The sequence below is a fragment of the Ochrobactrum sp. Marseille-Q0166 genome (assembly GCF_014397025.1).
Taxonomy (GTDB): Bacteria; Pseudomonadota; Alphaproteobacteria; order Rhizobiales; family Rhizobiaceae; genus Brucella.
In genome coordinates, this window is sequence record NZ_JACJUO010000001.1 from 2,139,945 (window position 1) to 2,153,752 (window position 13,808).

A 13,808-nucleotide genomic window follows, 5' to 3' on the forward strand; every position below is an offset into this window, starting at 1 on the left:
ATTTTATCCGGCGATTTTCGAGAAATCGGCCACCTTGCTGGTGGCAGTGCGGATTTGTTCAAGCAGTGCAAGGCGATTGGCGCGGACCTTTTCGTCCTCGTCATTGACCAGCACCTTCTCGAAGAACGTATCCACCGGACCGCGCAGCTTGGCGAGTGCCAGCATCGCACCACCGAAATCTTCGCGGGCAATGGCTTCTTCGGCTTCCTGAGCTGCGAGGTTCACCGCCGCATAAAGCGCCTTTTCCTCGTCAAGTTTCAGCAGAGCCGCATCGACGGTGCTTGCGACCTTAGTGCCCTTCTTCTCTTCCGCAGCCAGAATATTGGCAGCGCGCTTAGTGCCAGCCAGTAGGTTCTTGCCGTCTTCTTCATTGATGAAGACGATAAGCGCTTCAAGGCGACGGGCAACCAGCAGAAGATTATCGGCATCAGAAGTCAGAACTGCGTCAATCGCGTCATGACGTGCACCATCTTCCTTCAGGTGAACCTTGAAACGATCATGCAAGAAGGACAACAGGTCAGCCAGCAGCGGTTCGGCTTTGGCTTCCACTTCCGCGCGTGTCTTTGTTTCAAGATTGCGTAAGGCGTTATCAACGTCCTGTTCACCATCCACATCGCCAGACTTTTCAGCAGCTAGTTTTGCTTCAAACTCGCGCAATTGACGCTGAACCTGACTTTCCTTGAGCGACGCATAGGCCGAACGCAGGAGTGGCGAGAGCGGGAACTTCCAATCTTGTGACAGCACTAGACGGATCACGCCAAGGGCTGCACGGCGCAGAGCAAACGGGTCTTTTGAGCCGGTCGGCTTTTCGTCAATTGCCCAGAAACCGACCAGCGTATCGAGCTTGTCAGCTAGAGCAACAGCCACTGAAACCGGGTTCTTCGGCACAAAGTCAGACGGGCCTTGCGGCTTGTAATGCTCTTCGAGAGCGGCTGCGACAGATTCATCTTCGCTTTGAAGAAGCGCATATTTGCGGCCCATTGCGCCCTGAAGTTCAGGGAATTCGCCGACAACTTCCGTGGTCAGATCGGCCTTAGCCAGAACTGCCGCACGCGCTGCAAGCTTTGGATCGGCACCGACCAGCGGCGCAATTTCAGCCGCCAATTCGCGGATACGTTCGACGCGCGCGCCTTGCGTGCCAAGCTTGGCGTGGAAGGTCACATTCAGCGCATCAAGACGCGCCATACGCTGATCGAGCGGCTTCTTGAGATCAAGGCCGAACTTTTCACCGGATGCTGCGAGCTTATCGAGGTCCGGCAGATCATGTTGATCGGTCTGCCAGAAATAGAGCGCATCGGACAGGCGTGCACGCACGACCTTGCCGTTGCCGTAAGCGATTTCCGTGCCGCCATCGCGTGCCGCAATGTTCGACACCAGAATGAACTTGTTCGACAGTGCTTCCGTTTCGCCCTGCTTGCGGGTGACAAAGCATTTCTGGTTTACGCGGATGGTCAGCTGAATGACTTCCGGCGGAATCGCCAGAAACTCTTCTTCGAACTCGCCCATCAGCACCACAGGCCATTCGACAAGGCCGGATACTTCTTCAAGAAGCCCTGCATCCTCGACCAGTTCCAGACCGGAGGCGAAGGCAAGATTATGCGCGTCCTGCGAGATGATTTCCTTGCGGCGCTCCGCATCAAGCACCACGAAAGCCTTTTCGAGCTTTTCAACATAATCATCAAAACGCCGCACCTTGATCGCCTGACCATCGCTTAAGAAACGATGCCCATAGGTGACATTGCCCGATTTGATGCCGTCAACTTCAAACTCGACGACAACCGTTTCTTCTGTTTCAGGGCCAAACGTGCAGAGGATCGATTGCAGCGGACGCACCCAGCGAAGCGCACCCGGTTTTGACGAGGCCGCACCCCAGCGCATCGACTTTGGCCAAGGGAAATTGCGGATCGTCTGCGGCACGAGTTCCGCGATGATTTCTTCCGCGGCGCGGCCCGGCTTGGTCAGATGAGCAACATAGAAATCGCCCTTTTTGGGGTCGGAGTGCACATGCGCCTGGGAAACATCGGTCAGGCCTGCCTTGCGCAAAAAGCCTGCAATGGCCTGCTCAGGAGCTGTAACAGATGGACCTTTCACGTCTTCGTGCACGTCTTTCGAGCGCACGGTCAGGCCGCGAATATCGAGCGTCAGGCGGCGCGGCGTCCAATAGGCAGTGGCTGCTTCATAGATCAGACCGGCTTCCACCAGACCATCAGTGATCATCTTCTTGAAATCACCCGCAGCCTTGCGCTGCATACGGGCAGGAATCTCTTCCGAGAAAAGTTCGAGCAACAAATCAGGCATATTACTCGCCCTCACGCTTGAGATTAAAACCACCGGCATCCGTCAACAAAAACGCTTCGCCGCACTGACGCGCGAGATTGCGAACGCGCAGAATATAGCTCTGGCGTTCCGTGACCGAGATCACGCCGCGCGCATCCATCAGATTGAAGACGTGCGATGCCTTGATGCACTGGTCATAGGCCGGGAACACGCACTTGTGTACATTCCCTGTCGTGCCTGCGGCACTCCCCGCCTCTTGTGGTGCACCTGCCTTCAAAATCGCTTCGCATTCACGCTCTGCATCGATAAAATGCTGATGCAGGATTTCTGTATTCGCCATTTCGAAATTGTAGCGGGAATATTCCTGCTCGGCCTGCAAGAAGACATCACCATAGGTGACTTTTTCATCGCCTTCGAGACCATTGAAGTTGAGGTCATAGACATTGTCCACGCCCTGCACATACATGGCGAGGCGTTCAAGACCATAGGTCAGCTCACCTGCAACCGGCGAGCATTCAATGCCGCAAACCTGCTGAAAATAAGTGAACTGCGACACTTCCATGCCGTCGCACCAGCATTCCCAACCAAGGCCCCACGCGCCAAGCGTCGGGCTTTCCCAGTCGTCTTCCACAAAGCGCACGTCATGCAGCGTCGGATCAAGGCCGATAGCGCGCAACGAACCAAGATAGAGATCCTGAAGGTTTGGCGGCGATGGCTTAATGATTACCTGATACTGGTAATAATGCTGCAAGCGGTTTGGATTTTCACCATAGCGACCATCCTTCGGGCGGCGCGATGGCTGCACATAGGCAGCTTTCCACGGCTTCGGCCCAAGCGAACGCAATGTCGTTGCCGGGTGGAACGTACCCGCCCCCACTTCCATGTCGTAAGGCTGCAAAATAGCGCAACCATGTTCCGCCCAATAGTTATGGAGCGTCAGGATGAGACCCTGAAAGGAACGGGTGGGGTGCATATGTGCTGGCAACGTACTGGACACGGGGTCAGGCCTTGTTATTGAAATGATTGGCTCGGTCTAATTTGTCAGCCTGCCACGGTCAAGCATGACATTTGATCGCTGAATAGCGCTATGTCGGCATATACAAATAGAAAACCCGGAAATCGATCAAATTTCCGGGCTTTAAATTTATTCTGTTTTGCTTTCAGGCGCCTGTGTCTGCTCTGGCTTCTTATCCTGAACCCGAGCCTCCGAAGGGTTCGGGTCAGGAGCGAGACCATTTTTCAGCTTTTCCTCGATCTTGACCAGCTCTTCCGGTTCTGGCTTGCCTGCAATGGCATGGTTCCACTGGAATGTCGCTTCCAGCTGACGGCCAGTGCGCCAATAGGCATCGCCAAGGTGGTCATTGATCGTTGGGTCTTCCGGGCGAAGTTTCACAGCCTTTTCAAGCTCGACAACAGCCTCTGGATAACGGCCAAGTTTATAATAAGCCCAACCCAGTGAGTCGACGATATAGCCATCCTGTGGACGCAACTCGACAGCCTGCTTGATCATGTTCAAAGCTTCTTCGAGATTTTCACCCCGATCAACCCATGAATATCCAAGATAATTCAGCACCTGCGGCTGGTTGGGGAAAAGCTCCAGCGCCTTTCTGAAGTTCGGCTCGGCCTGATCCCATTCTTTCAGTCGCTCATGCGCAATGCCGCGCTGATAGAAAACCGGCCAATCCTTACGCTCCGGCTTCTCAATTTGCTGCACGGCTACATCATAGATTTTTGCAGCATCCGCGAAATTCTTGCCCTGCGCATACACACCGCCAAGGGCAAGATAGGTGCGCAAATCAGTCTTGTCGCGTTTTAACAAAGTCTTGAGCTGCGTGATCGCATCGCCGGTCTTCTCGTTTTCGGCAAGGTTCAATGCGCGCTGCATTTCGGCATCGCGCCGGTAAGGCGACCACTCCGGCACACGGCCATAATATTCAACAGCCTTATCCGGCTGACGCAGCTTGGCTGAAATATCGCCCAGTTGATAAAGCGTTGCATCGTTATCAGGGCGAAGCGGCAGCGACATTTGCAGATACAGCTTGGCAAAAGCTTCCGCACCGCCACGGTTGATCGCCGTGCCAAGCGTATAAAGCACTTCGCCAACACCCTGCTGCGCATTATTCACCAGACGTCGATGTCTCTGACCGTCTTCGAGTTTTTCACGCAATGCGGTAATCGTAATACGGCCATTCAAAAGCTCTTCTGCATCCTTCAGCAGCTTGATCGCCCCTGCCCTGTCGCCACGACGCAGCAAGAACGAGGCATAGGACATAATGATACGTTCATACGTATCTGGAGCAGCACTTCCACCAGCGCGATCGTCAACCGCCTGCTGATAATACTTACGCGCGTCCTGTCTCAGCCCCGCCACATCTGCGATCATCGCCGCATTATAGGTCCGGAACAGATTATACCACTCCGGTCCTTTGATATTGAGCACATCATTGAGTGCTTCTTGCGCGTTTCCCTGTCCAACCTTGACCCAGGCCTTCATCAGGCTGGTCGCCAACACATCCATATCCGACTGCACCGAAAGCATCAGCAGTGGTTCGGTCTTGCGATATTGCTTTTTAGAAATCGCATCTATCGCCAAAGCGACGCGGGCAAAGCGTTCAATCTCCGGCTGGTCTTTTAATTCTGTGGCAATCGGCAATGCTTCTTTGAAGCGGCCTTCCGTCAAAAGCGCCAACAGCAAATTTTGCTTGATGAGATCATTGCCGGGATCAAAAGCCATGGCCTGCCGATAAAAATCGACAGCCGCAGAAATATTGTTATCGGATTCAGCGGTGAGCGCAGCGAGATAAGCGCCTGCAAACGAACCGGCACGAACTTGTGGGGCCGGATCTATGCTTGTTTTGGCCATTGCCGCATTGAACGGCATTGCTGCGCCAGCCAAGGCCAGAAGAAGCAATCCGTAAAGCGGACGACGTTTAGATCCCTGCCGCATAAAGCCCAGTCCTCTTTCCGATTCCGTATAAACCCTCTGTCCAGAGGCACGGCAAGCATGGCCTTTTTGGGGTCCAAGCGCAAGAAAAGCATCCGTGAAGGATGCTTTTCTCCTCATTCTTTATCCGCATGTCGTCAACCCTAAACCGGTTCCCACTTTCGGGCGACATGCTTTCAAAAGCATCCGTGAAGGGTGCTTTTCTTTAAATTAAACAACGGCGTTAGTTTACCCGGCTGATGCAGAAGTCGATAACTTCGATCAGCGCATCCTTTTCAGCGGATGCCGGCAACGGTGCCAAGGCATTGCGGGCAATCTCACCGAAGTCACGCGCGCGCTGAACCGTCTCCGCAATCGCACCATGCTTTGTCATAAAGCCTATGGCTTTTTCCAGCGACGTATCGTCACTTGCGCCTTCTTCAATCGCGTGCTTCCAGAAAGCGCGTTCTTCGGCATTGCCTCGACGATAGCTAAGGATCACCGGCAGCGTAATTTTACCTTCACGGAAATCATCACCAGTGTTCTTGCCAAGATCAGCAGCCGAACCACCATAATCAAGCGCATCGTCAACAAGCTGGAATGCGAGGCCAAGATTAAGCCCGTAATCGCGAAGGGCAGCACGATCAGACGGATTTGCATCAGCAATGATCGGACCAACTTCGGCAGCAGCAGAGAACAACGCGGCGGTCTTGGCCTTGATAACGGCCAGATACTCTTCTTCTGAAGTTTCCATGTTCTTGGCGGCGGCAAGCTGCATCACTTCGCCTTCAGCGATCACCGACGCAGATGTTGCAAGAACATCAAGGGCGTCTAGCGAACCAACATCAACCATCATCTTGAACGCCTGGCCAAGCAGGAAATCACCGACCAGAACGCTCGCCTGGTTGCCCCAGATCATGCGCGCCGTGCTTTTGCCGCGGCGCAGATCACTTTCATCGACGACATCGTCATGCAGAAGTGTTGCGGTATGCATGAACTCGACGGACGTCGCGAGACGGACATGACCGTCGCCCTCATAACCAAACATGCGGGCGGTCGCGAGCGTCATCATCGGGCGGAGGCGCTTGCCACCCGAAGAAATGAGATGGTTCGCCACTTCCGGGATCATCTCGACATCGGAGCCTGCACGGGACAGGATCATCTGGTTGACACGACCCATGTCTGCCTTCGTCAGGTCGATCAGAGGCTGAACCGATCCTTCCCGCTTCTCTTTCCCGTCAAGATTCAAAACCACACCCAATGTCGTTACTCCTAGCTGCCGACCACACTATTTGTGCAGAACAGAATGCTTAAGACGTCTATAAGCCCCCACAACGCCCTAGCTTTTTACTCAGAGCCTGTTCACCATTGAAGGAAGCAGTTGTCAATGCGGTCTATTGATTACACATTGTTGAAATGATCGAACTTATGCGCACAAATGATTCCGTCCTGTTGTCCGTTGCCGAGACTCTCATGAAAGAGGCGGGCATCATTTACTTCATTGCCGACACGAATATGAGTATTCTCGAAGGTTCGCTCGGCATTATACCAAGGCGTTTTCTTGTTGAAGAAGATCGACTGGACGAAGCCAGACGCTATCTGATTGACGCTGGCCTGGAACATGAACTCAAAAAACATGACGAATAATGGCGCCAATCGGATGCAGGATACCGTGGAAGAAACATTGGATGTGTTTCATCGCGGTGCCTTTCATCTCGTACAGCCTGCGATGAAAGGCCATCGCTCCGGTGTAGATGCGATGATTCTTGCAAGCAGCGTGCCCGACGGCTTCTCAGGTCGTCTTGCAGATCTTGGCAGTGGCGCGGGTGCTGCCGGTCTGGCTGTTGCCGCGCGTTGTAAAGAAGCACGTGTAACACTTATCGAGCGTTCCGGCTTTATGCTCAATTTCGCGCATAAAAGCGTGAACCATCCTCTGAATGCTGATCTGCGTGAGCGCACCGAAATTCTGGAAGCAGACGTTTCATTGACGGGCAAAGCGCGGGCCAGTGCCGGGCTGATCGATAACATCTTCGATTACGTCATCATGAACCCGCCGTTCAACGAGGCGAGTGATCGCTCGACACCCGATCCCGTCAAGGCTGAAGCGCATGTCATGCCCGAAGGCATGTTCGACCAATGGCTGCGCACGGCATCAGCCATTTTGCGGCCCGGTGGCGGCGTTTCGGTCATCGCGCGCCCTGCTTCACTCGCCCCCATTCTGCAGGCGCTCGAGCGTCGTTTCGGTGGATTGAAGATCATTCCGATCCTGCCCCGCCCCGATGCAGCGGCTATCCGCATCGTGATTACGGGCATCCGTGGCAGTCGTGCAGGGCTTTCGCTTATGCCGCCATTGATCCTGCATGGCGATCAGGGCAATGATTTCACCGCACGCGCGACTGCCATTAATAATGGCCAGACGTCGCTGCTTTAGGCTCAGCACCGATTAACAGTATAATTTTTGCTTCATGCGCCCCCAGCGCAAGTTCAACAATAAACAGCATATTCTGGAAGACGATAGACATGCTTCTGATCATCGGAACCATTCGCTTGCCCGCTGAAAAGCTTAATGCAGCGCGGCCTGCCATGCAGAAGATGATTGAAGCAAGCCGTACTGAAGATGGTTGTATCGAATATACCTATTCTCAAGATATACTTGAGCCAAACCTTATTCATGTAAAGGAGCTTTGGCGGGATCGGGTTTCACTGGACAAACACTTCGTATCTGACCACATAGGGAAGTGGCGTTCTGAATGGCCAAAACTTGGCATCACAGACCGCAATCTCGTGCTCTACGATGTAGACGCCCCGAAATTAACCTGAAAAGAAAAACAATGACCTCCAGCCCGCAGCCCGCCCGCCCCGTCTCCATCATGCGCCGTTTTCTGGACAGCGAATCTGCCGGCGGCATTGTACTGATGGGCGCTGCGGCGCTTGCACTCATCGTTGCAAACTCACCTTTTTCCGAAGCCTATTTTGAGGCCCTGCATTTTTATATTGGTCCACTCAGTCTTTCGCACTGGATCAATGATGCATTAATGGCTGTCTTCTTCCTGCTGGTTGGGCTGGAGATAAAACGGGAGTTTCTCGACGGTCAGTTAGCGAGCTGGCCCAATCGCATTCTGCCGGGCATTGCTGCCGCTGGTGGTGTCATCGTGCCTGCACTGATTTTTGTCGCCTTCAATTATGGCGACCCGGAAAAAGTGCGCGGCTGGGCTGTCCCGTCAGCCACTGACATTGCTTTTGCGCTTGGTGTTTTATCGCTGCTCGGATCTCGCGTCCCCTCAAGTCTCAAAGTCTTTCTGGCAACGCTTGCCATTCTCGACGATCTGGCAGCCGTGGTGATCATTGCGATCTTCTATACCGCCGAAATTTCCTTGCCTTATCTCGGCGCGGCCTTTGCAACCGCGGCGGTTCTGTTCATCATGAACCGTCTTGGCATATCCCGCTTGCTGCCTTATCTCATTGGCGCGGCAATTCTATGGTTTTTAGTATTCAATTCCGGCGTGCATGCCACCGTCGCAGGCGTTGTTGCCGCGCTTATGATCCCGCTTAAACCCGCCAAAGCGAAACCGGATGATATGAGTTCTCCCCTTCATACGCTGGAACATGCGCTGGCCAAGCCGGTTGCCTTCTTCATCGTACCCGTGTTTGGCTTCGCCAATGCCGGTATTTCCTTTAGCGGCATGACAGCTTCGATCATCTTCGACACATTGCCGCTTGGCATTATGCTCGGCCTTTTCGTCGGCAAGCAGATCGGCGTTTTTGGTGCCGCATGGTTGGCGATCAAAGCGGGGCTTGCGCAAAAGCCGATGGGCGCAAGCTGGGCACAGCTTTATGGCGTCGCGATCCTCTGCGGTATCGGTTTCACCATGAGCATCTTCATCGGGCTTCTGTCCTATCCGTCGGAATTGTTGCAGGCCGAGACAAAAATTGGCGTCCTTACCGGTTCAGCCCTGTCCGCAATATGCGGCTACACCCTGTTACGCATGCTCGCAAAGTCAAAAAAATAAAGAATATTCAATGCCCGGAGCGAAATTCCGGGCATTTCTCTTTGTGTTTACACATTTGCTTCCTACATTCGCTCCAATGTGATTTTTTCAAGTTGGAGTTTAATTTGTCCGGGTTTTTGTGCCGCTTCATTCCGCGTCGTTTTCGCAAAAAAGAAATTGAAATTCCTGTCGTGCGCCTGCACGGCGCCATCATGAGCGGTGGCACTTCGCTGCGCCCGTCGCTGTCGATCGCAAGTGCTTCCGGTGTCCTCGAGAAGGCCTTTACCGACAAGGAAACGCCTGCGGTGGCTATTTCGATCAATTCGCCTGGCGGTTCGCCGGTGCAATCGCGCCTGATTTATCGCCGGATTCGCGATCTTGCTGACGAACATCAGAAGCGTGTTTTCGTGTTCGTTGAAGATGCTGCTGCATCGGGTGGCTATATGATCGCGCTGGCCGGTGATGAAATTATCGCCGATCCTTCTTCGATTGTTGGTTCTATCGGCGTTGTTTCGGCCTCGTTCGGTTTCCCGGAACTTCTCAAAAAAATCGGAGTCGAACGCCGCGTTTATACCGCAGGGCAGAACAAAGCGACGCTTGATCCATTCCAACCTGAAAAAGAAGCCGATATCGAACGGCTCAAATCGCTTCAACTTGAAATTCATGCGACTTTTATCGACATGGTGAAAGAGCGCCGCGGCAGCAAACTCGCCGATAACGAAGATCTCTTCACCGGCCTGTTCTGGACAGGAACAAAAGGAAAGGAATTGGGTCTGGTTGATGGTCTTGGCGACATGCGCAGCTTCCTGCGCAAGACCTATGGCGACAAGGTAAAATTGAAGCTCATCGAACCCAAACGCGGGTTTCTGGGACGTAAAGCACCGGGCGTCGAAATTGCGCTTGGAGGTCTCGATCCTGCTGCTATTGCCGCCAATCTCGGCGATGGTTTGTTATCGGTTGCCGAAGAAAAAGCACTCTGGGCGCGATACGGGCTTTGAAATTCATGGTTTGACCATGATATAATGCATAAACAGGTAGATCAGTGTCGCGCTGTCTACATAGAATTCATCTGCAATATCCCGAATGCCTTTCGGGATATTACAAAAGCCTGGAGCGCCATGCATGCGTTAGAACGCATAAGGTCGCTCTAATTAGTTGAAACACGCATCGTGCTTTCCAAAAATCGATCACGATTTTTGGCCGATGCTAAAGGATTAGAGGCCATGCCCCAGCTTATCTTTTTGCTGCTGATACTCGCTGCCGCCTGGTACGGCTACCGCTCGTTTAAGCGCGAAGCGGTACGTGTGACCCAGCGCGTGCGCCGCGCAGAAAAAGAGGCACAGAACCGTGCGCATGGCACTCTGGTTCAGGATCCCAAGACCGGCGAATATTACGTCAAAAAAGACTGATATTGATTTGCCTTTGAATGCATCATCCTGCTGAGGCTGCCACTCTGGTTCGTCCGTCTGTTCATCGTGTGGCACCAGCCAAGATCAATCTCGCGCTGCATGTGACAGGGCGCAGGGACGACGGCTATCATTTACTCGATATGCTGGTCGTGTTCGCCGATTACGGCGATCAAATCAAAGTTGAAATAGCCGGCCAAGACAATTTCACCATCGGCGGACGCTTTGCAGACGGAATACCGCTTGATAGCGGCAATCTGGTCATCAGAGCGCGGGATGCATTACGATCGCATACAGGGCGGAAGCTTGCGCCCGTTTCCATTCACCTTGAGAAGAATTTGCCCGTCGCATCAGGCATTGGTGGCGGTTCAAGTGATGCTGCAGCAACGCTTCTCGCACTCAACGAAATATGGCAGCTGGATCTCGACCTCGACACATTGGCTGAACTCGGTCTCAGGCTTGGCGCAGATCTTCCCATGTGCCTGCATGGTGCTGCCCTTGGTGCGCCGCTTGTTGCGCGTGGCATCGGTGAAGAACTGACTGCAATACCCAAAATACCATCTCTGCCGCTGCTTCTGGTCAATGATGGAACGGCCATTGGCACGCCCGACGTCTTCCGTGTGTTGACAAAGCGTGACAATGCAAAGCTCCCAATCCCCGTCAGCGGCAATATCGAAAGCATCTGCAAATATCTTGCTACCACCCGCAACGACCTCCTGTCCGCAGCTTTAGGGCTGGCGCCGCAAATCAACGATAAGCTTGAGTTGCTGCGCAGCCACGGTGCGCTTTTCGCGCAAATGTCCGGATCCGGTGCAACCTGCTTTGCCATCTTCAAAGATCAAAAAAGCGCCGATACCGCCGCCTCTCATATTTTGATGCAAAAGCCTGACTGGTTTGTAATTTCAAGCCATACCAAGTCCGTCATGCGCTAACGCAAACCGTGGCACCCCGCTTGATACTGTTCACATATACTTGAATTAAAAATCCGAAATGGGAGATATTTCTCGTTTCAGCCCTTCACTGTTCACCTTTATGTATACAATCTGTGAACCAAATGGCGGCTAGGCGCAGCCCATCGAAAGGCCTATTTCTTGGTCATCGAAACGACGAACACATCGCCGCTTCACACAACCAAGGAGATAGAAAATGAAAAAGTTTGTTCTTGCTACTGTTGCCGTTGTTCTTAGCGCCGGTGCTGCTTTCGCTGAAAACCCAAATGTTGGCACACCTGCCGATCTTTATGCAAATGACCGCACGCCCGTTGCAGCCCAGCAGGTTGATCACACCGCGACTGCTTCGATCGGTCAGTCTTCGCTCATGGACGGCTCGGCTCATCGTTTCGGTGATGCTTCCCCATCGAGCTTCCAGAACTAAGCTTGACTTAGTGAACAATCCTGCCTGACGGATTACTCCGAACGGCACTCCCAGTTATCTCCCCGGTGGATGGCAGAAGTGCCACCCCGGTGCCCCGGAAGCACTGATGCCATCCAAAGGGCGATGAAGAAGGAATAGAAAAATGAAAAAGTTTGCTCTTGCTGCTGTTGCCGTTGCTCTTAGCGCTGGTGCTGCATTCGCTGAAAATCCAAATGTTGGCACACCTGCCGATCTTTATGCAAATGATCGCACGCCCGTTGCAACGCAGCAGGTCGACAAAACCGCGACTGCTTCCATCGGTCAGAAGACCTATCAGGACGGTTCGGCTCATCGCTTTGGTGACGCATCACCTTCAAGCTTTCAGAACTAATATCGGCAACAGCCGGTAGAATACAAAAAGGCGAAGCCACTCAGGCTCCGCCTTTTGTTGTTTCTGGTGGCAAAATCTTCTGCGACAGACGCACAGGTTTGAGCTGCTTTATAGCAACAGCTGGAATACCACTATCCCGGATCAAAGGCCTGATTGCCGACACCGGTGCCAAAAGCCCCGCATCAAGCGACGGTTTCACACCCAAGAGCTTGCCAATAAGGCCAGTCTCCTGTGGCAATGAAAAGCGCGCGGGTGCTTGGCCTCCTTCCATATGCCGCCGAACGGCATCTTCCCAACCGTCTTGCAGGATAGCCCCGGGTTTTAAAATCAGAAGCCACTCCGTTCGAAGGTCATCGAATGCCTTTGGCAAGTCGACATTTTCGTAAAAGGCGCAACCTGCCCCCTCGGCCATCAGCCGCGTATCGTCATGCGACCCCTGATCCACGACAATCACGCGACGCAATAGCCCATCGACAACGGCAGGTACCAATCCGGCTAATGTATGCGCCAGCGCCTTTTCAGAGTTTTTTGTGAAGAGCAAAACGGAAAGCATTATTATCCATATCATGTTTCGCTGGCTTCTTAAGCTCAGGACTCAAATATTCAGTTCCACTATCTATATTAATGATAAGCCAAAAATATCGTATGAAATCGGCAGGCAAAATGGTTTAGTCGTTTTCGTTACAAACCCATTTTGTGGAGTGAGCGGATGAGGGTAGCTCTTACATCGATTGTTCTGGCAACGGCCATGCTTGCAGCACCCGTTGCACAGGCAGCGAATGCCATAGCGACAACCAATCTTAATGTCCGCACCGGGCCCGGTACGAATTATCCGGTTCTTGGTGCCATCCCGAACGGTGCGGGAATTGATGTCCTTGGCTGCACGACCGGCTATAACTGGTGTCAGGTCGATTATGGTGGCCGCCTCGGATGGGCTTCATCGAACTATCTTGCCTTTTCACAAGGCTCAGCCAGAAATTCCAGTAATTTCGGAACTGCCGCAGTTGCGATCGGCATCCCGTTGATTGCCGCGGCAATTCTCAGCTCTAACAAACATGGCTGGCATCGCCCTCCTCCGCCACCGCCACCACATTGGAACAATCGGCCACATCGCCCCGGAAAACCTCCGGCAACACATCGTCCGAGACGTCCTGACAGGCCAAATGCAAACCGCCCTGGTCGCCCAGGGGATCATGGAAGGCCACCAGCAGTGCGTCCGGGTGGTCCCGGCGGTCCGGGCAAACCCGGTCACAATCAGGGACGGCCACCAAAGCATCAGCCGCGTTACTAACTGACAAACCTTGACAAGGGCACCGGCGCTTTTCATCGCGCCGGTGTTTTAAAATGCATCATTGCCCGAACGCCGACCCATACGCTTCTGGAGAAGCTCAAAAATAACGGCTCAATATTTTGTGTTCTTGCTTTGTTCTATTCTCTGCGATAGAATGAATCACGAAAACGAAAGAGTC

15 protein-coding genes are annotated in these 13,808 nt (G+C 53.2%); 10 read left to right on the forward strand and 5 right to left on the reverse strand.

Annotated elements, in window-relative coordinates:
* Window positions 1-3 precede the first annotated feature (3 nt).
* The 4 genes from glyS to H5024_RS10300 form a co-directional block, all read right to left on the reverse strand.
* Window positions 4-2,298, reverse strand: coding sequence for a glycine--tRNA ligase subunit beta (gene glyS / locus H5024_RS10285; protein WP_187546124.1), 2,295 nt, complete (start codon window positions 2,296-2,298; stop codon window positions 4-6).
* 1 nt (window position 2,299) lies between these two features.
* The gene (locus tag H5024_RS10290; protein ID WP_187546766.1) at window positions 2,300-3,250 is read right to left on the reverse strand and encodes a glycine--tRNA ligase subunit alpha; all 951 of its coding nucleotides are present in this window, start codon (window positions 3,248-3,250) and stop codon (window positions 2,300-2,302) included.
* A 171-nt stretch (window positions 3,251-3,421) separates the two neighbouring features.
* Window positions 3,422-5,224 carry a tetratricopeptide repeat protein gene (locus tag H5024_RS10295; protein ID WP_187546126.1) on the reverse strand — a complete coding sequence of 601 codons (1,803 nt, stop codon included), beginning with the start codon at window positions 5,222-5,224 and terminating at the stop codon, window positions 3,422-3,424.
* 220 nt (window positions 5,225-5,444) lie between these two features.
* A complete protein-coding gene (locus tag H5024_RS10300) occupies window positions 5,445-6,461 on the reverse strand; it encodes a polyprenyl synthetase family protein (protein ID WP_187546129.1) in 1,017 nt (338 codons plus the stop codon).
* 155 nt (window positions 6,462-6,616) lie between these two features.
* Between H5024_RS10300 and H5024_RS10305 the strand changes: the two genes are divergently transcribed.
* The 9 genes from H5024_RS10305 to H5024_RS10345 all read left to right on the forward strand — a co-directional run bounded on the left by H5024_RS10305 (window position 6,617) and on the right by H5024_RS10345 (window position 12,339).
* Window positions 6,617-6,847, forward strand: coding sequence for a DUF2007 domain-containing protein (locus tag H5024_RS10305; protein WP_187546131.1), 231 nt, complete (start codon window positions 6,617-6,619; stop codon window positions 6,845-6,847).
* On the forward strand, window positions 6,837-7,631 hold the full coding sequence (locus tag H5024_RS10310; RefSeq protein ID WP_247875229.1) for a methyltransferase: 795 nt from the start codon (window positions 6,837-6,839) through the stop codon (window positions 7,629-7,631). Before H5024_RS10305 ends, H5024_RS10310 begins: the two co-directional genes overlap by 11 nt.
* An 89-nt stretch (window positions 7,632-7,720) precedes the next feature.
* Window positions 7,721-8,020 carry a putative quinol monooxygenase gene (locus H5024_RS10315; RefSeq protein ID WP_187546134.1) on the forward strand — a complete coding sequence of 100 codons (300 nt, stop codon included), beginning with the start codon at window positions 7,721-7,723 and terminating at the stop codon, window positions 8,018-8,020.
* An 11-nt stretch (window positions 8,021-8,031) separates the two neighbouring features.
* Complete coding sequence (gene nhaA, locus H5024_RS10320) at window positions 8,032-9,210, forward strand: Na+/H+ antiporter NhaA (RefSeq protein ID WP_187546137.1); 1,179 nt, start codon at window positions 8,032-8,034, stop codon at window positions 9,208-9,210.
* A 104-nt stretch (window positions 9,211-9,314) separates the two neighbouring features.
* Entirely contained in the window at window positions 9,315-10,187 is an 873-nt protein-coding gene (locus tag H5024_RS10325) for a S49 family peptidase (protein WP_187546139.1), read from the forward strand.
* 225 nt (window positions 10,188-10,412) lie between these two features.
* Window positions 10,413-10,598, forward strand: a complete 186-nt coding sequence (locus H5024_RS10330) for a hypothetical protein (RefSeq protein ID WP_007873680.1) — start codon at window positions 10,413-10,415, stop codon at window positions 10,596-10,598.
* A 17-nt stretch (window positions 10,599-10,615) separates the two neighbouring features.
* The gene (locus H5024_RS10335) at window positions 10,616-11,527 is read left to right on the forward strand and encodes a 4-(cytidine 5'-diphospho)-2-C-methyl-D-erythritol kinase (RefSeq protein WP_187546142.1); all 912 of its coding nucleotides are present in this window, start codon (window positions 10,616-10,618) and stop codon (window positions 11,525-11,527) included.
* A gap of 214 nt (window positions 11,528-11,741) precedes the next feature.
* Window positions 11,742-11,969, forward strand: a complete 228-nt coding sequence (locus H5024_RS10340) for a hypothetical protein (RefSeq protein WP_187546145.1) — start codon at window positions 11,742-11,744, stop codon at window positions 11,967-11,969.
* Window positions 11,970-12,111: 142 nt separating this feature from the next.
* Complete coding sequence (locus H5024_RS10345; protein ID WP_187546147.1) at window positions 12,112-12,339, forward strand: hypothetical protein; 228 nt, start codon at window positions 12,112-12,114, stop codon at window positions 12,337-12,339.
* A gap of 40 nt (window positions 12,340-12,379) precedes the next feature.
* Here H5024_RS10345 and H5024_RS10350 read toward each other — a convergent pair whose 3' ends face one another.
* Window positions 12,380-12,892: a glycosyl transferase gene (locus H5024_RS10350; RefSeq protein ID WP_187546149.1), complete on the reverse strand. Its 513-nt coding sequence runs from the start codon at window positions 12,890-12,892 to the stop codon at window positions 12,380-12,382.
* 156 nt (window positions 12,893-13,048) lie between these two features.
* On the opposite strand from H5024_RS10350, the gene H5024_RS10355 reads away from it, so the two are divergent.
* On the forward strand, window positions 13,049-13,630 hold the full coding sequence (locus H5024_RS10355; protein WP_187546151.1) for an SH3 domain-containing protein: 582 nt from the start codon (window positions 13,049-13,051) through the stop codon (window positions 13,628-13,630).
* The last annotated feature ends 178 nt before the right edge of the window (window positions 13,631-13,808 follow it).

What these genes read in the sequence shown, in the direction of transcription:
- glyS (WP_187546124.1), bottom strand. Translation starts at nt 2,298, where the DNA reads ATGCCTGATTTGTTGCTCGAACTTTTCTCGGAAGAGATTCCTGCCCGT.
- H5024_RS10290 (WP_187546766.1), bottom strand. Translation starts at nt 3,250, where the DNA reads ATGCACCCCACCCGTTCCTTTCAGGGTCTCATCCTGACGCTCCATAAC.
- H5024_RS10295 (WP_187546126.1), bottom strand. Translation starts at nt 5,224, where the DNA reads ATGCGGCAGGGATCTAAACGTCGTCCGCTTTACGGATTGCTTCTTCTG.
- H5024_RS10305 (WP_187546131.1), top strand. Translation starts at nt 6,617, where the DNA reads ATGATCGAACTTATGCGCACAAATGATTCCGTCCTGTTGTCCGTTGCC.
- H5024_RS10310 (WP_247875229.1), top strand. Translation starts at nt 6,837, where the DNA reads ATGACGAATAATGGCGCCAATCGGATGCAGGATACCGTGGAAGAAACA.
- H5024_RS10315 (WP_187546134.1), top strand. Translation starts at nt 7,721, where the DNA reads ATGCTTCTGATCATCGGAACCATTCGCTTGCCCGCTGAAAAGCTTAAT.
- nhaA (WP_187546137.1), top strand. Translation starts at nt 8,032, where the DNA reads ATGACCTCCAGCCCGCAGCCCGCCCGCCCCGTCTCCATCATGCGCCGT.
- H5024_RS10330 (WP_007873680.1), top strand. Translation starts at nt 10,413, where the DNA reads ATGCCCCAGCTTATCTTTTTGCTGCTGATACTCGCTGCCGCCTGGTAC.
- H5024_RS10335 (WP_187546142.1), top strand. Translation starts at nt 10,616, where the DNA reads ATGCATCATCCTGCTGAGGCTGCCACTCTGGTTCGTCCGTCTGTTCAT.
- H5024_RS10340 (WP_187546145.1), top strand. Translation starts at nt 11,742, where the DNA reads ATGAAAAAGTTTGTTCTTGCTACTGTTGCCGTTGTTCTTAGCGCCGGT.
- H5024_RS10345 (WP_187546147.1), top strand. Translation starts at nt 12,112, where the DNA reads ATGAAAAAGTTTGCTCTTGCTGCTGTTGCCGTTGCTCTTAGCGCTGGT.
- H5024_RS10350 (WP_187546149.1), bottom strand. Translation starts at nt 12,892, where the DNA reads ATGCTTTCCGTTTTGCTCTTCACAAAAAACTCTGAAAAGGCGCTGGCG.
- H5024_RS10355 (WP_187546151.1), top strand. Translation starts at nt 13,049, where the DNA reads ATGAGGGTAGCTCTTACATCGATTGTTCTGGCAACGGCCATGCTTGCA.